Here is a 23,305-nt window from a genome sequence, read left to right on the forward strand (position 1 = left end):
GTCCCGGCCGGGCCCGACGGCCACGCCCGGCGGGCGGAGCTGCCGACCTACACCTTCCGCACCGACCGGTACTGGCTCGCCCCCGAGTCCGAGGAGGCCGTCGGAACGGACGGTGCCGATTCGGCCGACACCGAGTTCTGGCGCCTGGTCGAGCAGGGGGACCTCGAAGGGCTCGCCGGCGCCCTGCGGGTGACCGGGGACGTGCCGCTGAGCCGGGCCCTGCCCGCGCTCTCCACCTGGCACCGCTCCCGTCGGGCGGACGAGAAGTCGGCGGACTGGCTCTACCGCGCGCGCTGGCAGCGCCTGCCTGCCACCACGGCTACGTCCGCCGTCGTCCCCGGGCGCTGGCTGGTGGTCGTCCCGGACGCCCCCGAGGAGCGGACCTGGCTGACGGCGGTGGTCGACGGACTGCGCGGGCACGTCGAGCCGGTCGTGGTCCCGCTGGACGCGCGGGCGACGCCGGCCGACCGGCTGCGCACCGTCCTCGCCGAAGGACCGCGACCGGCCGGGCTGCTCTGCCTGGCGGGCGTCGACGAGCGTCCGGAACCGGACCACCCGGAGGTCACCCGCGGCCTGGCCGACACCCTCGCCGTGCTCCAGGCCGCCGCCGCACCGGGACTCGGAATCCCGGTGTGGCTGGCGACCAGGGAGGCGGTGGCGGCCACCCCGGAGGACGGCCTGGCCGGCTTCGCCCAGGCCCCGCTGTGGGGCCTCGGCCAGGTGGCCCGGCTGGAGCAGCCGCAGTGCTGGGGCGGGCTGGTGGACCTGCCGGCCGACCCGGACGGGAGCACCGGCGCCCGGCTGGCCGCCCTGCTCTCCGGCACCGGCCGCCCGGGCGGCGAGGACCAGGCGGCGATCCGCCCCGCGGCCGTCCACGTCCGCCGGCTGACGCGCTACCGGCCCGTCGCCGGCTCGTCCGGGTGGCGCCCGTCCGGCACCGTCCTGGTGACCGGCGGGACGGGCGCGCTCGGCGCCGAGGTCGCCCGCTGGCTCGCCCGGGAGGGCGCCGGACACCTGGTGCTCACCGGCCGCCGGGGACCGGACGCGCCGGGGGCCGCGGAACTCGCCGCCGAACTGACCGCGCTGGGCGCCGAGGTGACCGTCGTGGCCTGCGACGCGGCGGACGGTGCGGCACTCGCCGCCCTGCTGGACGCCTTGCCCGCCCCGCTCACCGCCGTCGTGCACGCCGCCGGGGTCCTGGACGACGGGGTGCTCTCCGCGCTCACCCCCGCCCGGCTCGCCGAGGTGGCCCGGGCCAAGGCCGTGGCCGCGCTCAACCTGCACCGGCTCACCCTGGGCACCGACCTGTCGGCCTTCGTGCTGTTCTCCTCCGTCGCCGGCACGCTGGGCAGCGCCGGGCAGGGCAACTACGCGGCGGCCAACGCCTTCCTCGACGCGCTGGCCGAACGCCGGGTGAGGGACGGCCTGCCGGCCACCTCGATCGCCTGGGGCCCGTGGGCCGGAGCCGGGATGGCGGCGGGCGAGGGGGCCCGGCAGAAGCTGTCCCGGCTCGCCGTCGAGCCGATGGCGGCCGGGCCCGCGCTCGCCGCGCTGCGGACGGCCGTGGGCAGCGGCGCGGCCACCGTCGCCGTCGCCGACGTCCGGTGGGAGCGGCTGCTTGCCGGAGCCACCCCACCACCGCTGCTGGCCGACCTGCCGGAGGCCCGACCGGCCCACGGCGCCCCGGCCCCTGGTGCGCCGGCCCCTGGTGCGCCGGCCCCAGTGGCGGCCCGGTTCGCCGAGCTGCCGCCCGCCCAACTCGACCGTGCACTGCGCGAGTTGGTGACGGAGAAGGCGACGCACGCGCTGGGCCACCAGGACCCGTCGGCGCTCGCGGCCGACAAGTCGTTCCGTGAGCTCGGGCTCGACTCGCTGACCGCCGTCGAACTGCGCAACGCGCTCGGCGCCGCCCTGGGCGTCGCCCTGCCGCCCACCCTCGCCTTCGACCACCCCACCCCGCAGGCCCTCGCCGCGCACCTGCGCACCCTGCTGCGGCCCGATCCGGCGCCCGCTCAGGACCCGGCCGCCCTCCCGGCGGGCGGGGACCGGACGGCCGAGGACCCGATCGCCATCGTCTCGATGGACTGCCGCTTCCCCGGCGGCGTCACCGGCCCGGACGAGTTCTGGGAACTGCTGGCGGCCGGGCGCGACACCGTCACCGGGTTCCCCGCCGACCGCGGCTGGGACCTGGCCGCCCTCTACCACCCCGACCCGGACCACCCCGGCACCAGCTACACCCGCCACGGCGCTTTCCTCGACGCCCCCGACCGTTTCGACGCGGCCTTCTTCGGCATCGGCGCACGCGAGGCGGCGGCCATGGACCCGCAGCAGCGGCTGCTGCTGGAGATCTCCTGGCGGGCCGTGGAACGCGCCGGCCTGGACCCGCTCTCGCTGCGGGACAGCCGTACCGGGGTCTTCATCGGCACCAACGGGCAGGACTACCTGTCCTTCGTCGACGGGATCCCGGACGGGCTGGCCGGCTACCTGGGCACCGGCAACGCGGCCAGCGTGCTCTCCGGCCGGATCGCCTACACCCTCGGCCTGCACGGTCCGGCGCTCAGCGTGGACACCGCCTGCTCCTCCGGGCTGGTGGCGCTGCACCTCGCCGCCCGCTCGCTGCGCACCGGCGAGTGCCTGCTCGCCCTGGTCGGCGCGGCGACGGTGATGTCGAGCCCCGGCGTCTTCGTGGACTTCAGCCGCCAGCGCGGCCTGGCCGACGACGGCCGCTGCAAGGCGTTCGCCGCGGCCGCCGACGGCACCGGCTGGGGCGAGGGGGCCGGTGTGCTGCTGCTGGAGCGGCTCTCCGACGCCCGCCGCAACGGTCACCCGGTGCTCGCCGTGCTGCGCGGCACCGCCGTCAACCAGGACGGCGCGTCGAACGGCCTGACCGCGCCCAACGGGCCGGCCCAGCAGCGGGTGATCGGCCAGGCGCTGGCGGAGGCCGGCCTGACGCCCGACGAGGTCGACGCGGTCGAGGCGCACGGCACCGGCACCACCCTCGGCGACCCGATCGAGGCCCAGGCGCTGCTCGCCACCTACGGGCAGGGCCGCCCCGCCGACCGCCCGCTGCACCTCGGCTCGGTGAAGTCGAACATCGGCCACACCCAGGCCGCCGCCGGGCTCGCCGGGCTGATCAAGATGGTACTGGCGCTGCGGCACGGCCTGCTGCCGAAGACCCTGCACGTGGACGCGCCCTCCCCGCACGTGGACTGGTCCACCGGCGCGCTGGCCCTGCTCACCGAGCCGGTCGCCTGGCCGGAGACCGGCCGGCCGCGCCGGGCGGCGGTGTCCGCGTTCGGGATCAGCGGCACCAACGCCCACGTCATCGTCGAGCACGCGCCCGAGCCGGCTCCGGTCGAGGCCCAGGCCCGTTCGGTGTCGTCGCCGGTGCCGATCCCGCTCTCCGCCCGGGGCACCTCGGCGCTGCGCGCCCAGGCCCGGCTGCTGCGGGGCCACCTCGACGCCCACCCCGAGCAGAGCCTCGCCGACCTCGGCCACTCGCTGGCCACCGGCCGGGCCGCGCTGACCCACCGGGCGGTGCTCCTCGCGCAGGACCGGGTGGGCCTGGCCGCGGGCCTCGCCGCCCTCGAAGCCGGCCGGCCGGCCGCCGGTCTGCTGGACGGCCGGGTCGACCCGACCGCTCCGACGGCCTTCCTCTTCACCGGCCAGGGCAGCCAACGCCTCGGCATGGGACGGGAGTTGTACGAGTCCTTCGAGGTCTTCCGGAAAACCTTCGACGAGACCTGCGCGGCGCTCGAAGCACGGCTCGGCCACCCGCTGCGGGAGGTGGTCCTCGCCGAGGCCGGCTCCGCCGACGCCGCCCCGCTCGACCGCACCGGCTACGCCCAGCCGGCACTGTTCGCCCTGGAGGTCGCCCTCCACCGGCTGGTCGAGAGCCTGGGCGTGGTGCCGGACCTGGTGGCCGGCCACTCGGTCGGCGAACTGGCGGCCGCCCACGCGGCGGGCGTCTTCGACCTGGACGACGCCGCCGCGCTGGTCGCCGCCCGCGCCCGGATGATGCAGCAACTACCGCCCGGCGGCGCGATGGTGGCCGTCGAGGCGAGCGAACAGGAGGTCGTGGAGCTGATCGCGGACCGGGCCGGACAGGTATCCGTCGCCGCCGTCAACGGACCCGCCGCCACCGTGCTCTCGGGCGACGAAGGCGCCGTCCTGGAACTCGCCGCCCGACTCGCGGAACGGGGCCGGCGCACCAAGCGGCTGCGGGTCAGCCACGCGTTCCACTCCCCGCACATGACCGACATGCTGGCGGCGTTCCGGGCCGAGGCCGAGCGGATCGCCTACCGCGCGCCGGGCATCCCGCTCGTCTCCAATCTGACCGGCGCCCTGGCCGACCCGGCAGAGTTGGCGACCGCCGAGTACTGGGTGCGGCACGTCCGACGCCCGGTCCGCTTCGCCGATGGCGTCCGCACCCTGGAACAGCAGGGGGTGCGCACCTTCGTCGAGCTCGGCCCGGACGGCGTGCTGACCGCGCTGGCCCGGGACTGCCTCGCCGACCCCGGCGCGGCCCGGGTCGTCCCGCTGCTGCGCGCCGACCGTCCGGACCGCGCCGCGCTCGCCGACGCGCTCGCCCGCCTGTACGTGCACGGGCTGCCGGTGGACCTGGACGGCCTGACCGGGGGCGGCCGCCGGGTCGACCTGCCCGTCTACCCGTTCCAGGGCCGCAGCCACTGGCTGACGGCGACCCGCTCCCTGACCGGTCCCCCGGCGCCCGGCACGAACGCCGGCCCCGCGGGGCCCGGCACGACCGCCGGCGCAGGGGCGGCGGACTCGTTCGCCGAGGAGAAGCCGGACGAGCCCGAGACCGGAGCCGAAGCGCTGCGCCGACAGCTGCGCGAGGCCCCGGACGCCGCCCGGACCGAACTGCTGACCGACCTGGTGACGCGTCAACTCGCTGCTGTCATGGGAGAGGTGGAGGAGATGGCCCGATCCGGTGAAGCCTTCAGCGAGCTCGGGCTCACCTCCCTCGGCATGGCCGAGCTGCGCAACCGGCTGCACGAGACGACCGGGGTGCGGGTCGCTCCGACCGCGATCGTCGACCACCCGACCCCCGTCGAGCTGGCCGCCCACCTCGCCGCCCGGTTCGTCGAGGCGCTGCCCGTCGACGAACTGCCCGCCGCACAGGTGCCGTCGGCCGACCGGCCGCAGGCCGCCCCACCCGCCCCGGCCTCCGAAGGCTCCCCGCTGGTCACGCTGTTCCGGCAGGCCAGCCTGGTCGGCCGGGCCGGCGAGGGGCTGCGGCTGCTCGCCTCCGCCGCCCGGCTGCGCGACGAGCCCGACGGGCCACCCGCCGCCCCGCGCCGCGACCGCTTCGCCACCGGCCCCGCCGACCAGCCCCTGATCTGCTTCCCGTCGCTGGTCGCACCCGCGCACGCCTACCAGTACGCCCGGTTCGCCGCCCCCTTCCGGGGCCTGCGCGAGCTGACGGTGCTCTCGCCGTCCGGCTACGGCCCCGGCGAGACGCTGCCCGACACGCTCGCGGAGCTGGTCGCCCAGCAGGTGGCGGCCGTCCGCGCCGAACACGGCGAGCGGCCGGTGGCCCTGCTCGGCTACTCCTCGGGCGGCTGGCTGGCGCAGGCCGTGGCCGAGGCGCTCGCCGAGGAGGGCAGCGCGCCGTCCGCCGTCGTCCTGCTCGACACCCATTTGCCCGGCAGTGCCGGGCTCACCGCCCTGGAGTCGGCGATCTTCGGGGCCCTGGCCGACCGCGCCGACGTGGTCGAGCTGACCACCGACACCGGGCTGAGCGCCATGGGCCGCCACTTGGAGCTCTTCCGCGGCTGGCGGCCGGCTTTGGTGGCGAGCCCGACCCTGCTGGTCCGGGCGACCGACCCCCTCGCCGGAACCCCGGAGGACCGACCGGCCCCCCTGGCGTCCTGGCCCCACCGGCACGAGAGCGTCGACGTGCCGGGCGACCACCTGACCATCATCGGCGACTCCGCAGCCTCGACCGGCCGTGCCGTCGAGACCTGGCTGTCCGGAGCGGAACGGGAACGAGCGACACGATGACCAGCGGACCCACCCCGACCACCCCGACCCCGACGGAACCGACCCCACCGAGCCCGCCGATCCCACCGATCCCGCCGAGCCCGACCGAGACGGTCTTCGGGCCGACCTTCCTGCAGAACCCCTACCCCGCCTACGACGTCCTGCGCACCGAGGCGCCGGTCGGCCGCCACGTGGTGAAGACCCTCGCCTCCGAGGTCAACGCCTGGGTGGTGACCCGGCACGAGGACGTCCGGGCCCTGCTGGCCGACCCGTCGCTCTCCAAGGACGCGCTCGGCCTGCCCCGGATCGTCGAGCGCCACGCCCTGCACCCCGACGGCTCGGCCGGCAGCAACCCGCGCAGCATGCTGTTCAGCGACCCGCCGGACCACACCCGGCTGCGCCGCATCGTCTCCAAGGCGTTCACCATGCGCCGCGTCGAGCGGATGCGGCCGTGGATCGAACAGCTCGCCGACGACCTGGTCGACGAGATCGTGCCCGGCGCCGAGTTCGACCTGATGGAGCAGATCGCGCTGGCGTTCCCGATCTACGTGATCGGCGCCCTGCTCGGCGTCCCCGCGGCCGACTTCGCGGACCTGCGCCGCTGGAACGGCGTGCTCACCAGCGTCGAGGCCGGCGCCGCCGAGAAGCGGGAGGCGATCGGGCTGTCCTACGCCCATCTGGAGTCGGTGGTGGCCGCCAAGCGGAGCGCTCCCGCCGACGACCTGGTGAGCGCGCTCATCGAGGCGGAGGAGGACGGGGACCGGCTGGACGGCGGCGAACTGATCTCCAGCCTCTTCCTGCTGATGAACGCCGGCTACGAGACCACCGCCAACCTGATCGGCAGCGGGGTGCTCGCCCTGATCCAGCACCCCGACCAGCACCGCCGACTGTGCGACGACCCGGCCCTGCTCCCCGGCGCGGTCGAGGAACTCCTGCGCTACGAGAGCCCGTTGAACCTCGCCACCATCCGGTACACCACCCGGCCGGTCCAGGTCGGTGAGGTGACCATCCCGGCGGACGAGATCGTCTTCGTCTCGCTCTGCGCCGCCAACCGGGACCCGGCCGTCTTCGACCGGCCCGACGGGTTGGACGTCGGCCGGAAGAAGAACCAGCACCTCTCCTTCGGCCACGGCATCCACCACTGCATCGGGGCGCCGCTGGCCCGACTGGAGGGGGAGGTCCTATTCGGTCGGCTGCTGGACCGCTTCCAGCGCTGGGAGCTGGCCGTCCCGGCCGAGCACCTGGTGTGGCGGCACAGCCTCCAGTTCCGCGGACTGGCGAGCCTGCCGGTCCGGATGTCCTGACCAGCACCGACCCCGGTGGCCAGCAACGGCCCCGGTGTGACAACTCCGTACGATCCCAAGGGAGATGAACCACTCATGACCGACAACACGGGAACCGGGGCAGCGGTGGGCGAGGGCGCGGTCGCGGCCTTCTTCGACGCGTGCGCCCGGGACGCCTTCGACGAGGCGGTCGCCTGCTTCGCCGAGGACGGCGCCTGGATCATGGCCGAGGGGCCCGAGCCGGGCACCACCTACCGGCGGGACCGGATCCGGGAGTTCCTGGTCGACCTGGTCAAGAAGCGCGAGGAACTCGCCGACCAGGGGATCGGCCTGGTCTTCGAACCCGCCGTGGTGGTCGGCGACCGCCAGATCATCGAGTTCACCCTGCGCAACGGCGCCGGCGAGGTGATCGACCGGGGCGTGGACCTCTTCACGCTCAAGGACGGCCTGATCCTCGTCAAGGACGTCTTCCGCAAGGCCTGACCGCCCGGCCCTTCACAACCACCAACACCCGTACACCACACAGGAGTCCGTCCATGTTCGAGAACCTCAGTGAGCACCTGACCACCTTCGCCAACGACATCGACTTCGAGGAGCCGAAGCCCGGCCAGAGCGGCACCTACCAGTCGGAGCTGCGCGACCCGTCCGGCACCGCGATCGGCACGGTCGAGGGCTTCTACAAGATCGTCACCCGCCGGGAGAGCGACGGCGTCCTGCTCGCCTGCGTCAACGAGAAGATCGTGCTCACCGACGGCGTCGTGCACGTCGAGGCCTGGGCGCGCTTCGAGAACCTGGTCTCGGGGGAGTGGCTCTACTGCCCGGCCGTCGGGGTGAGCGGGCGGTACGCCGGTCGCACCGGGTTCCGGCAGTGGCGCCCGGTGGAACTGGGCAAGACCGCCGAGGCCAAGCTGGTCTTCTTCACCACCCAGCTCTCCTGACCGGCACCGTGGACAGGATCTCCGAAGAGCCGGCCGGCGCCGGGCAGTTCGCCGGCCGGGTCGTCCTGATCACCGGCGGGGGCGGCGGAATCGGTTCCGCCGCCGCCCGGCGGTTCACCGCCCAGGGCGCCCGGGTCGTCCTGGCCGACATCGACCGGGCCCGCGGCGAGGCCGTCGCCCGGGAGACCGGCGCGCTGTTCGTGCCGACGGACGTGACCGGGCTCGCCGACAACGAGAAGCTGGTCCAGGCGGCCGTCGAACGGTTCGGCGGCGTGGACGTGGTCTGGCTCAACGCCGGTGTTCTGGAAGGGGGTTCGATCGGCGAAGGATTCGACCCGGACGCCTACCGGCGGCTGTTCGCGAGCAACGTCGACTCGGTGGTGTACGGGGTGCAGGCGGCCCGGCCGGCGCTGCGGGAACGCGGCGGCGGCTCGATCGTGGTCACCGCCAGCACCACCGGGCTCCGCCCGTCGCCCGAGGTGTTCTACTCGGCCTCCAAGCACGCGGTGGTCGGCCTGGTCCGCTCGCTGGGGCCCGTGCTGGCCGAGGACGGCACAACGGTCAACGTGCTCTGCCCGGGCGCGGTCGACACCCCGCTGGTCGCCGAACGCCTCGCCGCCTGGCGGGCCGCTGGCGTCGCGGTGGCCACCCCGGAACAGGTGGTCGACGCGATGACGGAGGTCGTCCGGGACGGTCGGACCGGACAGGCCTGGGTGGTCGGGCCGGACACCGACGTCGCTCCGTTCGAGTTCGCCGACCTGGTCGTCGCCGGCGAGCACCGGCTGCGCTTCGCCGGCGGGCGGGTCAGCAGCGTCCCCGACGACGACCGTCCGGACCGGCCCGCCCCACGGGGCCGCTGACTGGCACCCCGGTCACCGTCCCGCCCGCCCCGCCGCCCCTTCCCGAGGAGTACCGCATGCTCTCCGTCAAGGCCGCCGTCGCCCGCACCAGGGGCGGCCCGTTCTCCGTCGAGGACGTGCTGCTGGCCGAGCCCCGGGCCGACGAGGTGCTGGTCCGGCTGGTCGCCACCGGCCTGTGCCACACCGACCTGCTGGCCCGGGACCAGGTCCTCCCGCCCGGGCTGCCCGTCGTGCTCGGCCACGAGGGCAGCGGCGTGGTGCAGGCGGTGGGCGAGGCGGTGACCTCGGTCGCCCCGGGCGACCCGGTGGTGCTGGCCCCGATGAGCTGCGGCTTGTGCCGCTCCTGCCTCACCGGCCACCCCATGCACTGCGTCTCCTTCCTGCCGCTCAACCTGCGCGGCCGGCGGGCGGACGGCTCGACCGCCTACCGGGACGCGGCGGGCACCGAGCTCAGCGGGCACTTCTTCGGCCAGTCCTCCTTCGCGGACCACGTCGTCGCCCACCACCGCAGTGTGGTGAAGGTGCGCGCCGACGCCCCGCTCGAACTCCTCGGCCCGCTGGGCTGCAGCCTGCAGACCGGCGCGGGCGCGGTCTTCGGGGCGCTCGCGGCACCACCCGGCAGCAGCCTCGTGGTGTTCGGCGCCGGCCCGGTCGGCCTGGCCGCCGTGATGGCCGCCCGGATCGCCGGCTGCACCCGGATCATCGCCGTCGACCTGCACCGCGCCCGCCTCGACCTGGCCCTCGAACTCGGCGCCACCGACGCCCTCGACGGCGACCAGGACGCGGTGGCCGCCGCCGTGGTCAAGATCAGCGGCGGCGGCGTCGACTTCGCCCTCGACGCCGTCGGCCTCCCGCAGACCGCCCGCGCGGCCGTCGAGTCCCTCGCGCCCGGCGGCACGGCCGGCATCGTCGGCTCGGCCGGCACCGGCCCGGACCTCTCCGTCGGCCTCGTCCAACTCCTGGGCCGCACGGTCAAAGGCATCCTCCAGGGCGACAGCGTCCCCGCCCTCCTCATCCCCCAACTCGTCGACCTCCACCTGGCCGGCCGCTTCCCCCTGGACAAACTCGTCTGCCCCTACCGCCTGTCCGACATCAACCAGGCCGCCGCCGACTCCGTCGCCGGCACCGCCGTCAAGCCCCTCCTCCTCCACCACGTCGGACCCTGACCCCACAGGGATCACAGCGGCCGACCCCAGTGGCCCCGCCGGACGTTTCCGGCGGGGCCGCCGCATGCCGTGCCGCGGGTACGGGTGGCGGTACCGCGCCGTCGCGTCGCGAGCCCCAGGACCGACAGACCTCGGCCGCCGGCTGTTCGCGGTGATGACCGCCACCGCGGCCGCGGACAGCCGGGTCGACATGGCGATCGTGGCGACCATGGTGCTGATCGTGGCGGCCGCACTGCTCGCACCGGTCTTCGTCGGGCCGGTGGGCCGGGCGGTGACCAGCCTGTTCGGACGGTCGGGTTCGGCCGCTCCGATGCTCGTCCGGGCCGAGCTGACCGCGAGTCCGCGTCGCGCCGCGTCCACGGCGGCGCCGGTGATCGCCGCCGTGGGGTTCGCCGTCCTGCTCAGCGGTGTGGTCGAGACGATGCGGGTGGCCTACCCGGCCGGCGACGCCCTGAAGTTCGCGGGCCAGGTGATCGTCACCAACGACGGCACCCCGGGCAACACCGACGAGGTGGTCGCCGCGAACCCGGTGGGCAAGGCGGCCCTTCCGACCCGCGCGTTCGTGCGCAAGGCCGACGGCTCCACCGTGGTGATCGACGCGCTGGGCTCACGCGACCCGGACTGGGACCGGCCCGGCCAGGCGGTGCTCGGCGAGTCCGTCGCGACCTGGCTGGGCCTCAAGGCCGGTGACCAGTACCCGGTGCGCTTCGCCGACGGCGCCACCGTGCGGCTGCGCATCGCCCAGGTCCTGCCGGACGACCCCGCGCGCGGTGACTTCGTGCTGGCCCGGGGCCTGGTCCGCGACCACGATCCGGCCGCACTCAACGACGACGTCTTCGTCCCCGAGCAGGTGAAGCCGGTCGCGATCCCCGGGACCGCCGTGCACGACGCCGTCCAGTACGCCCTGGACGACTACAACACCGACGCCCGGCTGACCGACAGCCTGGCCGCGATGCTGATCGTCATCGCGGTCGGCTACAGCGGGATCGCCGTCGCCAACAGCATGGCGATGGCCGCACACGGCCGGCGCCGCGACTTCGCGGTGATGAAGTCCGCCGGCGGCACGAGCAGACAGCTGCTGGCGTTCGCCGTCGGGGAGACCTCCCTGGTGGTCGGCATCGGTGCGGCGCTCGGCGTCCTGGTGACGCTGCCGCCGCTGGCCGGGATGGCCTCCGGGCTCTCCCAGGTCACCAAGACGGATGTCGGGCTGAACCTGAACCTCTCCACGCCGGCCGCGGTGGTTCTCGGATCACTGGCCCTGGCGATCACCGCGAGCGCGGTGGTCACCTGGGGGACCGTGCGCCGCGCGGTGGTCTGAGAGCTTGACCGGAGATTGAGGGGAGGAGCAGGTGAGGGCCGGCACCGGTCCGGGCCGCGGTAGGGACCGGCCGGGACCGGGCGTCGGTGCGTCCGCGTACTGTGGTGCCACCAGACGGGGCGAGGGGAGGGGAGTCGTTGCGCAGGGTGCCGCCGGAGATGTTCCGGTTCACGACGGGGGAGAAGGCCGAGCTCTACGGTGCGATCCTCCAGGCCTTCGGCGCGGCCAACGAGCGGTTGGAGACGGCGCTCGGGCTGGACGAGGTCCGTACCTGGCTGCGGACGGTCGGCTGGCTCGACGCGGTGCATGACGACGAGCTCCAGGAGGCACTGCGCAAGCTCAGGGAGTGGCAGCTGCTGGATGTCGTCCAGAACCACGCGGAGCACTACCGCACCGCCGAGGAGTACGAGCGCCGCAACCTCCAGTACTCGCTGACCCGGCGCGGCGAGGCCGCGTTCGCCGGGGTCGAGCACGCCCTGTCGGTGCTCGCCTCGACGGGGGCGCTGCAGACGGCGGTGCTGGAGGCGATCACCGACCGGCTGGACGAGCTGTACGTGCTGCTGGGGGATCCCACGTCCTCGGACCGCCGGGTGTTCACGACGCTGCAGGAGCTGGAGGGCCACCTGGAGGCGCTGCTGGCCAACACCAAGGCGTTCAACGGCGAGTTGCAGCGCCTGCTGCGCGCCGAGGGCGCCGACCTGGCGACCTTCCGCGAGGTGAAGGCCGCGACGATCGCCTATCTCCAGGAGTTCCTCGTCAACCTCGACCAGCGGAGCCGGGCGGTGGCCACCGCCGTGGAGCGGGTCGAGCGGCACGGGGTGGGTCTGCTGCACGAACGGGCGTTGCGGGGCGCAGAGCTGCCGCCGGTCGCCGACGGCGATCCCGGACCGGCCTGGCTGGAGCGGCGCCGGGCGCGCTGGGAGGGGCTGCGGGCCTGGTTCCGGCCGGTGGACGGGGCGGTGCGGCCGCGGGTGGAGCAGCTGCACGACGTGGCGCGGCGGGCGATCGTGACGCTCCTGCAGGTCCTCGACCGGATCACCGAGTCGCGGCGCCGCTCGTCCAGTGCCGTCCAGGACTTCCGGGAGCTGGCCCGCTGGTTCGCCGTGGCGCCCGGTGAGGACGACCTGCACCGCCTGTGGTCGGCGGCCTTCGGCCTGGGCCCGGCCCGGCATGCCCATCTCGCGCACCCGGACCCGGAGTTGGTGCCCTCGTCGGGCAGCTGGGCCGAGACCCCGCCGGTGGAGGTCTCGGCGCTGCTGCGCACCAGCGGTCGCACCGAGCGGTTCACTCGCACCGGCAGGGTGCGCGACATCGGCGGCGTCAAGGCGGCCCGGGCCGAGCGGGCCCGCAAGGAGCGCGCCGAACTCGAAGCGGCCTGGGGCGTGCTGGACACCGACGGCCCGGTGCGGCTCTCCGGCTTCGGCAGGCTGGATCACGCCGTCTTCGAGCGGCTGCTCGATCTCCTCGGCCGGGCACTGGCGGTACGGCCGGACGGCGGCGGGTCGCGTCGGGCCGTCACTTCCGACGGCCGCGTCGAGATCGTGCTCCGGCCGCTTCCCGACGGTGGGCGGGCCGTTCTTCGGACGTCTCGGGGGACGCTGGAGGGGCCCGACTACCTGGTGGAGATCCGCAGGCCGGGCGCCCCGCGGGCAGCCAGTCCCGAGGACATTCCCGAGGACATTCCCGAGGACATTCCCGAGGACATTTCCGAGGACACCCCCGAGGACACCCCATGAGCGAGCGGAGCACGGACGCCATCAGGAGCGGCGCATGAGCACCCTGGCCAACCAACTGGTCCTGGCCGAGCGGCAGGACATCGCCCGGGGCATCAGACTGCTCCTCGGCCGGCCGCTGATCACCGAGCGCGGCGACGCACCGGCCTTCGAGCTGATCCGCCGCCGGCACGATCCGTTGACGAAGTGGTTCGACTACTACTGCGGCTGGCAGCTGGTGGTCGAGCCGCGCCTGGGGTACGCGCGCCTGCTCAAGATCCGGGCCGTCCCCGACGCCTCGCGCCCCGCCCGCCGACTGCGCTCCGGCAGGGCGCCGTTCGACCGCCGCCGCTACACGCTGCTGTGCGTTGCCGCGGCCGAGCTGCTTCCGGTCCCGGTGACGACGGTCGGTCTGCTGGCCGACCGGGTCGTCCAGGCCTGCGCCACCGACGAGGCGCTGCCGCCCTTCGACACGGCGAGCAAGCCCGAGCGGATGGCCTTCGTGGACGTCCTCAAGCTGCTGGAGTCCTACGGAGCACTCCTCACCGTGGACGGGGCCACGGAGAGCTTCGTCGACTCGGCGAAGGCCAAGGTCCTCTACCGGGTGGACGCCACCGTCCTGATGCGCCTGCTCGCCGCGCCGGTCGGGCCGTCCCGGCTGGCCGTGCCGGCGGAGGACGTGCCGCTGCGCTTCGAGGGGCTCCTGCGCGCCACCGCGCACGAGAGCCGGTACGGCGGTGCCGACGCCTCCGACGCGCAGCGCAACCTCCGGCTGCGGCACTCGGTGCTGCGCCGGCTCCTCGACGATCCCGTCCTGCACCACGACGAGCTCGGCGCCGACGAACTGGCCTACCTCACCTCGCCGACGGGGCGCCAGATCGTCCGGCGCGCCGCCGAGCAGGGCGGCTTCGTGCTGGAGGACCGGGCCGACGGCCTGTTGCTCGTCGACCCGGACGGCATCGCCACCGACAGCCGCTTCCCGGACGACTCCGCGACGGCCCGCGTCGCCGCCCTGCTCCTGCTGGAACCGCTGACGGCCGCCCCGGACGGGCTGACACCGGAACAGCTCACGGTCGAGGCGAACGAACTGCTGCGGCGCTTCCCGCAGTGGGCGAAGAGCTACCAGTCGGAGGACGGCGCCCAGCGCCTCGCGGCCGACGCCGTCCGCGTCCTCGGCGACTTCGGCCTGGCCCGCCGGATCGGCGACCGCACCGTCCCCCGGCCCGCCGCGTTCCGGTACCGGACCACCGTGACCGACGGTCCCGCAACCTGACCAGGGAGGACTTCCGATGACCGTGACACAGGTCCCGCAGCGCTCCGAGCTCCCGACGGAGGCCGCGGCAGTGCGGTGGCAGCCCTCCAGGGCCGGCATCCTCAACGTCTGGCGCTACTACGACGAGACCTTCACCTTCCACGAGGGCCGGCTGCTCCTGCGGGGGCAGAACGGCACCGGCAAGTCCAAGGCCCTGGAGGTGCTCCTGCCGTTCCTGCTGGACGCCAGCCTGCGCCCCAACCGGCTGTCCACCTTCGGGGGCTCCGAGCGCACCATGCACTGGAACCTGATGGGCGAGGGCGCCTCGGGCAAGACCCGCGTCGGGTACGTGTGGCTGGAGTTCGTCCGCGACGACGGAGGGGAGACCGGCGGTCCCGCCCACTTCACCTGCGGCGCCAGGCTCCAGGCGAGCGTGCACACCACGGGTGTCACCGTCGACTACTTCACCACCGACGCGCGGATCGACCGGCCCGGCGGTCTCTCCCTGGTCAACGACGCGGGCCAGCCGCTCACCCGCGCCGCGCTGGCCGAAGCCCTGCGAGGCCGGGGCGAGCCGCACGGATCACCGACCGACTACCGCAACACGGTCCGGAGCACGCTCTTCCCCGGACTGAGCGAGCAGCGCTACGACGCCCTGATCACCGCCCTGCTCCAGCTCCGTACCCCCAAGCTCTCCGAGCGCCTGGACCCGTCGCTGCTGTCCTCCCTGCTCTCGCGGGCCCTGCCCCCGCTCGGCCAGGGAGAGATCACCGAACTGGCCGAGGGCTTCGAACGCCTCGACCGGCAGCGCGAGCACCTGAACGCCCTGGACGACGAGGTGGCCGCGGCCACCGCCGTCGCGGCCCAGCAGCGCGGCTACGCCCAGCGCGTCCTGCGCGCCGGGGCGGCGGCGCTCATCTCCGCGACGACCGAGATGGACCGCCTCACCCGCATCGCCAGGGAGAGCGAGCAGGAGCACGCCGGGGCCCTGCGCCGGCGCGACGAGGACAGAGGGGCACGGGAGGAGCTCGAACACCGGCGGCAGGAGATCGAGGGCACCATCGAGGGACTGCTCGACTCCGAGGCCTACCGGCAGGGGCAGGAGCTCGACCAGCTCCGTCGCAGGGCCGATCAGGCCGCCGGTAGCGCCGCCCGTGCCCGCGCCGCCGCCGACCGGAAGGCTCAGGCCGCCGACGAGGACGCCGGGCGCGCCGAGGACGCACGGCTGCGTTCGGAGCAACGGGCCGAGCACACCCGCGTGGCCCGCGAGGAGACGCGCGGCGCGGCGCGGCGAGCGGCCATGGAGTCCGTCTGCACCGAGGTGCAGACGTTGCTCGGCACCGCACCGGGCCCGTCCGGGGACGCGCAGGAGCAAGGACGCACGGCACGCCGCCTGCTGCGCGGAGCGGCCGTCTCGCGGCACGGCCAGATCGCGGAGGTCCGCACCGCCGTGGAGCGTCACGAGCGTTCCCTCGCGGACCGGACGGCGGCGGAGCGGTACCTCGACGCGGCACGCGAACGGCTGGCCGACGCGACCACGAAGCGCGAGGGGACCGCCCACGCCTACGAGACGGCCGTCGACGCCCACGCCGACCGGCTGCGCCGGTGGGCGACGGCCGACTGCACCGAGCTGACGATCGACGACGTCGAGGAAGTCGCCTCCCGCGCCGCCGTCGAGACCGATGTCCTCGCGCTGGTCGAAGCAGCCGCCCGGGCCGTGGAGAGCTCCATCACCGCGGACGAGACGACCGCCCGCGTCGGCCGGGACGGCGCCCGCGCCCGGCGTGACCTGGTCGTCCAGGAGCTGGAGCGCACCGCTGCCGCGGCGGATCTCCCGCCGGTGCCGCCGCGGACCCGCACGGCCGACCGGTCGGTCCTGCCGGGTGCGCCCCTGTGGCGACTGCTGGCGTTCCGGCCGGACGTGCCGCCCGCCGACCAGGCGGGCATCGAAGCGGCCCTGGAAGCGGCCGGCCTGCTCGACGCCTGGATGACCCCCGACGGAGGCCTCGTCGTCGCCGGACACGACACCTTCGCGGACCCGGCATCGGCCCTTCCCGCACAGGGGCCCTCGCTGCTCGACGTCCTCGCTCCGGAACCCGACGGCCCCGTGCCGTCGGGCCGGGTGCAGAGGCTGCTGGCCGGCATCGCCTACGGCCCCACGCTCCCGGCGGGCCACCCGGCCGCCGTGGCGGCCGACGGAAGCTGGCGGCTGGCGACGGTGGTCGGCTCCTGGACCAAGGTGGAGTCCAGCCACATCGGCGCCGCGGCCCGGGAACGCGCCAGGCAGCGACGGACCGCGGAACTCACCGCCGAACTGGCCGAGGCCGAGGCCGGCGTCACCGGCTTCGAGACGCGGCTGCGCGCCCTTGCCGACCGCCGGACGCGGCTCGGTGCCGACCTCCGCTCCCGGCCGCACCACCGGGAGGTGGAACAGGCCAGGCGCGCCTGGGAACGGTCCGAGTCCGAGGTGGGTGCCCGCGAGGACGCCGTACGCGAGGCCGTCGAACGGCTCGCGCGACAGGAGGAGGCGGTCGCGGGCACGCTGCGGGTACTCGCCGTCGCCTCGGCCGAGCACGCCCTGCCGACCGAACGCGCAGCCCTGGACGCGACCGCCACGGCGGTCGACGCGCTGCGTGAACAGGGCGACCTCTGGCTCGACACCCACCTGGCCTGGGCGGCCGCCCAGCACACCTGGGACACCGCCCGTAGCCACGCCGAGGCGTCCCGGGACGCGGCAGCCGAGAGCCTGGGCGAGGCCGAGGCCGCCGAGGCCGCCGCTCGCGGGCTCCGATCCGCGCTCCGGGCCGTCGAGAGCACCGTCGGCGAGGACTACCGCCAAGTGGCCGCCCGGATCGGCGACTTCCGAAAGTCGCTCGACCGGACCCGCCAGGAGATCGACACCAGCAACCGGTCGCTCCTCGCCCTCGAAGGCCGGATCGGCGCGCTGGGCGCCACCACGGCCCAGGACGCGGCCCGGCGCGACGACGCCGTGACGGACCGGAACGAGGCCGCCCACGGCTTCCGGCGCCTGTGCGTCCTCGGGTTCCCGGAGGACGCGGGCCTCGGGCTCGTCCTCACCGCCGTGGACGGCACCCGCGCCACCCTCGAGGCGGCCCGCGAGACCGCTGCGGCCTGGCCGGGTCTGGCGCACGGCATCAGGAATCTCGGCGACTCGCTGAACCGTCTCTCCGAGGCCGTCCACCGGGCCCGCCAGAGCCTCAGCAGCCGCGCCGACCTGGAGCTCGAAGCGGAGGAGGACGTCCACGTCCTCACCGCCACCGTCGACGGCATCAGGGTCGGCGCGACCGGTCTCCTCGCGATCCTCACCGGCGACCGTGACCGCAGTCAGGACGACATCACCGCCGCCGAGCGCGGCCTCTTCGACCGGACCCTCACCGGCGACACCCGCCGCCACCTCGCCTCCCGGATCCGTCAGGCCGGCGAACTCGTCGAGCGGATGAACGGCCACCTCGAACGGGTCCGCACCGCCTCACGGGTGGCTGTCCGTCTGGTGTGGCAGATCCACCCCGACCTGCCCGCCGGCACCCGGACGGCCCGTGAGCTGCTGCTCAAGGACCCGGCGCGGATCACCGAAGCCGACCGCGAGGCCCTGCACGCCTTCTTCCGGGGCCGCATCGAGGAGGCCAAGACCCGCAACACGGCGGCGACGTGGGAGGAACAGCTCGCCGAGGTCCTCGACTACACGGCCTGGCACCAGTTCGTCGTCAAGCTGGACCGCGCCAACGGCTCCGGGTGGCAGCTGCTGACCAAGAAGCTCCACGGCGCGCTCTCGGGCGGTGAGAAGGCCATCGCCCTCCACCTGCCGCTGTTCGCCGCCGTCGCCGCGCACTACGAGGCGGTGCCGGACGCGCCGCGGCTGATCCTGCTCGACGAGGTCTTCGTCGGCGTCGACACCGTCAACCGCGGGCAGGTCTTCGCCCTCCTCGCGGCGCTCGACCTCGACCTGGTCCTCACCTCGGACCACGAGTGGTGCACCTACCGGGAGCTCTCCGGCATCGCCGTCCACCAGTTGATCACCGGAGGCGACGGCGACGACGCCGTCACCAGTGCCCGCTTCACCTGGACGGGCACCGACCTGCTGCCCGACGAAGCCGACACGGAAGAACCGGCATGACGGACCGCCACCCCCTCGACCTCCCCGAGCTCCGACCCCTCTGGTCGGCCGTTCACGGCCGTCTCTCGACCGGCCGCCCGGTCAGCCGGGTACGGTCCGGACCGCTCGACGAGGCCGGCCGGGAGGCACTGGCCGACCTCCTGGGACTCGACCGGCTCCCCGGCGCCGAACCGACGATCGCCCTCGCCGGGCTCGACAGTGCCGTGCTGGACGCCTGTGGCCGACCCGTCCGGGACGTGGTGACCGCGATCCTCGGCCCGATCCACGACCGGGCCGCCGAGCGCGACCACAGGACGGGCCAACGCGAGGCCCTGTGGGAGTGGTTGGCCGGCCACGAGGTGGTCACCGCCCAACCCGCGCTCCTGGACTGGGTCGGCCAGGTGCGGGCCACCGGCCTCGTCGACGGCTCACCGGACCGCACCCGGGGCCTGATCACCGCCGCGCTGACCGTCCTCGCGGCGCTCCCGGCGGGCGGTGAGCCGCTGCCGGTCCTCGCCGCCCGCCTCCTCGACGGCGACTCCCACGCCCTCGACGACGGGACCCGGCTGTCCTCCCTGGTCCTGCGGGCACTGGCGGTGCTGTACGGCACCGACGTACCGGAAGCGGCGGAAGCGCGGCGCGCGCTCTGGAGCCGAGCCGGCGTGGCCGACGACGAGCTGTCCGCCACGGTGCTCGCCGCCGGTCTCCGGCCCGGGGGAGGAGGCCCGGTGGCGGAGATCTCCCGGATCTGCGCCAGGGCCGGCCACCCCGTCAGCCTCACTCTCGCCCAACTGCGCTCACCCGGCGAATTCACCGGTCCCCCAGGGCCCGTGCACATCACCGAGAACCCCAGCGTGCTCGCCCTGGCCCTGGGGCGATTCGGCCCGCGGTGCCCGCCGCTGGTCTGCACCTCCGGTTGGCCCAACACCGCCGTGATCCACCTGCTGCGCCGGCTCGCCGGCGACGGCGCGTCCCTGCGCTACCACGGCGACTTCGACGGCGAGGGCATCCGTATCGCTGCCCACGTCATGGCCAAGACCGGCGCCACTGCCTGGCGGATGGCGGCCGACGACTACCGTGCCGCCGTGCCGCGGGTCCCCTCGGGCCCCGACCCGGGGCGCCTGACGCCCGCACCATGGGACCAGGGGCTCGTCGACTCCATGGCCGGCCTTCGCGTCGCCGTGGTCGAGGAGGTGGTCGCGGACCTCCTCCTCGAAGATCTGACGAAGCATCAACAGGCGTAGGAAACAAGACCGTTCGAAGGGATGAGGGCCGCTGTCGCACCGCCGCTTCGCCGGATCAGGAAGTGGCGGCGATCAGGTCGTGGGCGATGCGGGTGGCGCCGTCGGCCGGGCGGGTCGGGGCGGCGGGTGGGTGGCCGGGTGTCGTGGCCGGGGGGTGGAGGGCTTCGGTGAGGGCGTGGGCGACGGTGTGGGCGTCGGGGGCGGCGACCACGACGTTGGGGCCGGCGGCGGCCCGGAGGTGGACGCGTTGGTCGTCGAAGTCGCGGACGCCGGGGACGGCGACGGCCGGGACGCCGGAGCGGACGAGTTCCTGCACGGTGTTGTAGCCGGCGTGGGTGATGGCGGCGTGGGCGTGGCGGTAGACGTCGTAGGCGGGGCCCAGGTAGGGGCGGACCCGGACCGGGCCGGGCATGCCGGGCGGGACGAGGACGGCGCCGTCGAAGTGCGGGCCGGTGAGCACCAGGACGTCGACGTCGGTGGCGGTGTGCCGGTGGCGGGCGTACTCGCGGATGCCGTGCAGCGCGGCCGTGAGGAAGCCGGGTGCGTCGTGGTGGCCGCCGCCGCCGGCCACCACGGCGATCCGCAGGGCGGGGGTGTCCTCGGGCCAGGGGGAGCGGTCGTCGAGCAGTGGCCGCACGACGTGGGGCACCCCCAGCACGCGCACCCCGTGGACGGTCTCCGCCCGCCCCGGCTCGCCCAGCAGGTAGATCGTGCCGATGGCGGGCGCGTGGCGGGCCACCCAGGCGGGCGGCTCGGGGTGGTTGCGCTGGAAGCGGTGCACCAGGAACTGCGGGCAGCCGAGCCGGGCGGCGCGGTCGTACAACTCCCGTTGCACCGTCACGTCGTGGAGCACCGCGTCGTCGGGCCGCAGGACCCGGGCGACCATGACCCGGGCGAGGCCGTGGTCCACCCGGGGGCCGGTGCCGTGCAGGGGTTCGCCGACCAGGCTGTCGGCGTCGGTGGGCAGGACCGTCTGGGTGAATCCGTAGTCGTCGATCAGCCGTTGGGCCCGTTCGGTGAGGAGCAGGGAGTCCCGGCCCAGCCCGCGAAGTTCGCTGTGCACGGCGATCTGGCGGGAGACGTGGCCCAGCCCCCGGCCCCAGGTGAAGGAGACCACACGGCCGTTCACGGTGGTCAGCCGCCGATCATCGACATGCTGCGGTCGGGCCGGACGAAGTCCGGGTGGTTGATCTTGTGTCCAGGCCACTTGTGCCACAGGGCCTCGCGGACCAGGCGTTCCAGCTCGGCGTCGTCGGCACCGGAGCGGAGCGCGGTGCGAAGGTCGGTCTCCTCCAGTGCGAACAGGCAGACGCGGAAGGCCCCTTCGGCCGTGGTGCGCATCCGGTTGCAGCTCTCGCAGAAGGGTTTCGTCACCGAGGGGATGAAGCCCAGCACCCCGGGCGCTCCGTCGGTGAAGCGGAAGGCGGTGGCCGGCTGTGGCGCGTCCTGGGCGACGGGGGTCAGGTCGTAGGCGGAGGAGACCGCCGCCAGCGTCTCGGCGGCCGGGACGACCTTCTCCCGTTCCCAGGTGCGCTCCGCGTCCAGCGGCATGTACTCGATGAAGCGCACGTCGTAGCCGCCCTCGCGGGCCAGCGAGGCGAAGTCGACGGCCTCGTCCTCGTTGCTGCCGCGGATCACCACGCAGTTGATCTTGATCGGGTCGAAGCCCGCCTCGCGGGCCGCCTCCAGCCCCGCGGTCACCTTGTCGAAGGCGTCCCGGCGGGTCATCTCGGCGTACCGGTGCCTCATCAGCGAGTCGCAGGACACCGTGATGCGGCGCAGCCCGGCGTCCCGCAGGGGACGGGCCAGCCGGTCCAGCAGCAGCCCGTTGGTGGTGATGGAGACGTCCACCCCCCCCAGCGCGCAGACGCGGGCCACGATCTCGGGCAGCTCCCGGCGGACGGTCGGCTCCCCGCCGGTGATCTTGAAGTCGCGCACCCCGAGGGAGTGGAACAGCCGGGCGAGCCGGTCGATTTCGTCGACGGTGAGCAGTTCCTCCTTCTCCAGCCAGGGCAGCCCCTCGGCCGGCATGCAGTAGGTGCAGCGCAGATTGCACTTGTCGATCACGGAGATGCGCAGGTCGCCGCCGATCCGGCCGAACGTGTCGATGAGCGGGCCGCTGGTCGGGGCGGGTCCCGGGTTGCGCCAGTCAGCCTTGGGCTTGGTCATGTCGGTCGGTCCTTCGGGTGGCGGGGCCGGTGCGCACCGGGAGCAGTTCCTCGAAGCGCGCCAGCACCTGGTCGGGGTTCATGTCGGAGGTGTCGAGGTGATGGACGGGGATCCGCGGGGCGAGCTCCTCGGCCACGTCCTCGAAGCACTGGGCCACCAGGGAGACGTAGGAGCTGGTGAACGAGCGCTCCAGGACGCGGTCGCGGCGGCGGAGCCGGCGCATCAGCACGTCGGTGCGGGCGGTCAGGTGCACCACCGCCTCGGGTGGTGGCAGCGCGGAGGTGATCAGGTGGTGGTAGCGGTAGTACGTCTCGTACTGCCGGGCGTCCAGGGCGCCGCTCAGCCGGAGCGCCTTGGCGTAGGCCAGGGAGCTGTGCACGTCCTGGTCCATGACGCCGGTCTCGTCGGTGCGGAGGTTCTGCAGGACCCGCAGCAGCAGGGTCTCCATCTGGCAGAAGAACCCCGAGGTGTCGTCGCCGCGCAGGTAGCGGGTCAGGTAGTTGTCCGGACCCTGCTCCCGGCTCAGGCTCCGGCCCCGGTTCACCGGGACGATGTCCCGCACGTGCTCGGCGTCCGGAGCGCGGGCGGTGTGCCGCTTCAGCAGCGTGCTCTTGCCGACGGCGGGCGGGCCGATGACCACCACGCGGGACGCCCCGTCCCTGCGCCACAGGGCGGGGACGGGGTCGATCAGCCGCCGGGCCTCGTCCTCGATGTCGGCGAGGGTCCGGGCCTCGGGTCTCAGGGCCTCCCCGTCCGAGGCGTTCACCGGGCGGGGGCGCCGCAGCTCACCGAGGCAGTGCGCGGCCACCGGGTCGAGTCCGTCCCCGTCCCCGGTGACGGACTCCAGCGGGAGCCAGCGGAGCTCCGGGCCGGTCGTGGCACGGCGGTCGGCGCCTGCCCAGCGGTGGGTGAACACCCGGAGGTCGTAGGGCACTTCACCGTGCGGGCCGGGCGGGAGGTGGAGTTCGGTGAGGTAGCGCAGCCGGTCCGCGGCCACCCGTCGGCGGCAGGCGCGGCGGACGACCTGCGCGGCGGCCTCCCGGGCCGTGGTCCCCGGCGGCACGACGGCCCACGGCAGGCCGGCCCGCCCGTCGGCCGACCGCGGCTCGGCGAGCAGGACCCGCCCCCGGGCGTCGAGGACGACACACGCGGCGCGGAGGTGGTCCGGGCGGTGCCCGGGCGGCAGTTCGGCGAGCGTCCTGGGCGGCGGTTCGGTGAGCATCACGGTCCTCGCGGTCGGTCGGAA

The 23,305-nt window shown here is 74.7% G+C and carries 14 protein-coding genes; 11 read left to right on the forward strand and 3 right to left on the reverse strand.

The features are described 5' to 3' along the window. The 11 genes from ACFRMQ_RS08520 to ACFRMQ_RS08570 all read left to right on the forward strand — a co-directional run. Positions 1-6,024, forward strand: a 6,024-nt coding sequence (locus tag ACFRMQ_RS08520; RefSeq protein ID WP_380728333.1) for an SDR family NAD(P)-dependent oxidoreductase, incomplete at its 5' end; no start/stop codon positions are given. Then, positions 6,021-7,307 (forward strand): cytochrome P450, encoded by a 1,287-nt coding sequence (locus tag ACFRMQ_RS08525; protein ID WP_380728335.1) that lies wholly within the window; start codon positions 6,021-6,023, stop codon positions 7,305-7,307. The genes ACFRMQ_RS08520 and ACFRMQ_RS08525, both read left to right, overlap by 4 nt. A 75-nt stretch (positions 7,308-7,382) precedes the next feature. Next, positions 7,383-7,769 carry a nuclear transport factor 2 family protein gene (locus ACFRMQ_RS08530; protein WP_380728337.1) on the forward strand — a complete coding sequence of 129 codons (387 nt, stop codon included), beginning with the start codon at positions 7,383-7,385 and terminating at the stop codon, positions 7,767-7,769. A gap of 53 nt (positions 7,770-7,822) precedes the next feature. Beyond that, entirely contained in the window at positions 7,823-8,224 is a 402-nt protein-coding gene (locus tag ACFRMQ_RS08535) for a hypothetical protein (protein ID WP_380728339.1), read from the forward strand. Positions 8,225-8,232: 8 nt separating this feature from the next. After that, positions 8,233-9,084: an SDR family NAD(P)-dependent oxidoreductase gene (locus ACFRMQ_RS08540; RefSeq protein WP_380728341.1), complete on the forward strand. Its 852-nt coding sequence runs from the start codon at positions 8,233-8,235 to the stop codon at positions 9,082-9,084. Positions 9,085-9,140: 56 nt separating this feature from the next. Continuing rightward, positions 9,141-10,250, forward strand: coding sequence for an NAD(P)-dependent alcohol dehydrogenase (locus ACFRMQ_RS08545; protein WP_380728343.1), 1,110 nt, complete (start codon positions 9,141-9,143; stop codon positions 10,248-10,250). Positions 10,251-10,404: 154 nt separating this feature from the next. Further along, the gene (locus ACFRMQ_RS08550) at positions 10,405-11,568 is read left to right on the forward strand and encodes an ABC transporter permease (protein WP_380728345.1); all 1,164 of its coding nucleotides are present in this window, start codon (positions 10,405-10,407) and stop codon (positions 11,566-11,568) included. A 137-nt stretch (positions 11,569-11,705) separates the two neighbouring features. After that, positions 11,706-13,304, forward strand: coding sequence for a TIGR02677 family protein (locus tag ACFRMQ_RS08555; protein WP_380728347.1), 1,599 nt, complete (start codon positions 11,706-11,708; stop codon positions 13,302-13,304). 34 nt (positions 13,305-13,338) lie between these two features. After that, the gene (locus ACFRMQ_RS08560; RefSeq protein ID WP_380728349.1) at positions 13,339-14,553 is read left to right on the forward strand and encodes a TIGR02678 family protein; all 1,215 of its coding nucleotides are present in this window, start codon (positions 13,339-13,341) and stop codon (positions 14,551-14,553) included. Positions 14,554-14,569: 16 nt separating this feature from the next. After that, positions 14,570-18,667, forward strand: coding sequence for a TIGR02680 family protein (locus ACFRMQ_RS08565; protein WP_380728351.1), 4,098 nt, complete (start codon positions 14,570-14,572; stop codon positions 18,665-18,667). Continuing rightward, positions 18,664-19,890: a TIGR02679 family protein gene (locus tag ACFRMQ_RS08570; RefSeq protein ID WP_380728353.1), complete on the forward strand. Its 1,227-nt coding sequence runs from the start codon at positions 18,664-18,666 to the stop codon at positions 19,888-19,890. Before ACFRMQ_RS08565 ends, ACFRMQ_RS08570 begins: the two co-directional genes overlap by 4 nt. 55 nt (positions 19,891-19,945) lie before the next feature. Here ACFRMQ_RS08570 and ACFRMQ_RS08575 read toward each other — a convergent pair whose 3' ends face one another. From ACFRMQ_RS08575 to ACFRMQ_RS08585, 3 genes are read right to left on the reverse strand one after another with little or no spacing between them, the layout of a single operon-like run. After that, entirely contained in the window at positions 19,946-21,019 is a 1,074-nt protein-coding gene (locus tag ACFRMQ_RS08575; protein WP_380728355.1) for a glycosyltransferase, read from the reverse strand. 5 nt (positions 21,020-21,024) lie between these two features. Further along, on the reverse strand, positions 21,025-22,059 hold the full coding sequence (gene moaA, locus ACFRMQ_RS08580; protein ID WP_380728357.1) for a GTP 3',8-cyclase MoaA: 1,035 nt from the start codon (positions 22,057-22,059) through the stop codon (positions 21,025-21,027). Then, positions 22,040-23,281 (reverse strand): deoxynucleoside kinase, encoded by a 1,242-nt coding sequence (locus ACFRMQ_RS08585; RefSeq protein WP_380728359.1) that lies wholly within the window; start codon positions 23,279-23,281, stop codon positions 22,040-22,042. The genes moaA and ACFRMQ_RS08585 overlap by 20 nt, the downstream gene beginning before the upstream one ends. Between the last annotated feature and the right edge of the window lie 24 nt (positions 23,282-23,305).

The sequence above is a fragment of the Kitasatospora sp. NPDC056783 genome (assembly GCF_042789895.1).
In the GTDB taxonomy this organism is placed as follows: Bacteria; Actinomycetota; Actinomycetes; order Streptomycetales; family Streptomycetaceae; genus Kitasatospora.

Coding starts and splice junctions, on each gene's coding strand:
- ACFRMQ_RS08525 (WP_380728335.1), top strand. CDS start 6,021: ATGACCAGCGGACCCACCCCGACCACCCCGACCCCGACGGAACCGACC.
- ACFRMQ_RS08530 (WP_380728337.1), top strand. CDS start 7,383: ATGACCGACAACACGGGAACCGGGGCAGCGGTGGGCGAGGGCGCGGTC.
- ACFRMQ_RS08535 (WP_380728339.1), top strand. CDS start 7,823: ATGTTCGAGAACCTCAGTGAGCACCTGACCACCTTCGCCAACGACATC.
- ACFRMQ_RS08545 (WP_380728343.1), top strand. CDS start 9,141: ATGCTCTCCGTCAAGGCCGCCGTCGCCCGCACCAGGGGCGGCCCGTTC.
- ACFRMQ_RS08550 (WP_380728345.1), top strand. CDS start 10,405: ATGACCGCCACCGCGGCCGCGGACAGCCGGGTCGACATGGCGATCGTG.
- ACFRMQ_RS08560 (WP_380728349.1), top strand. CDS start 13,339: ATGAGCACCCTGGCCAACCAACTGGTCCTGGCCGAGCGGCAGGACATC.
- ACFRMQ_RS08565 (WP_380728351.1), top strand. CDS start 14,570: ATGACCGTGACACAGGTCCCGCAGCGCTCCGAGCTCCCGACGGAGGCC.
- ACFRMQ_RS08570 (WP_380728353.1), top strand. CDS start 18,664: ATGACGGACCGCCACCCCCTCGACCTCCCCGAGCTCCGACCCCTCTGG.
- moaA (WP_380728357.1), bottom strand. CDS start 22,059: ATGACCAAGCCCAAGGCTGACTGGCGCAACCCGGGACCCGCCCCGACC.
- ACFRMQ_RS08585 (WP_380728359.1), bottom strand. CDS start 23,281: ATGCTCACCGAACCGCCGCCCAGGACGCTCGCCGAACTGCCGCCCGGG.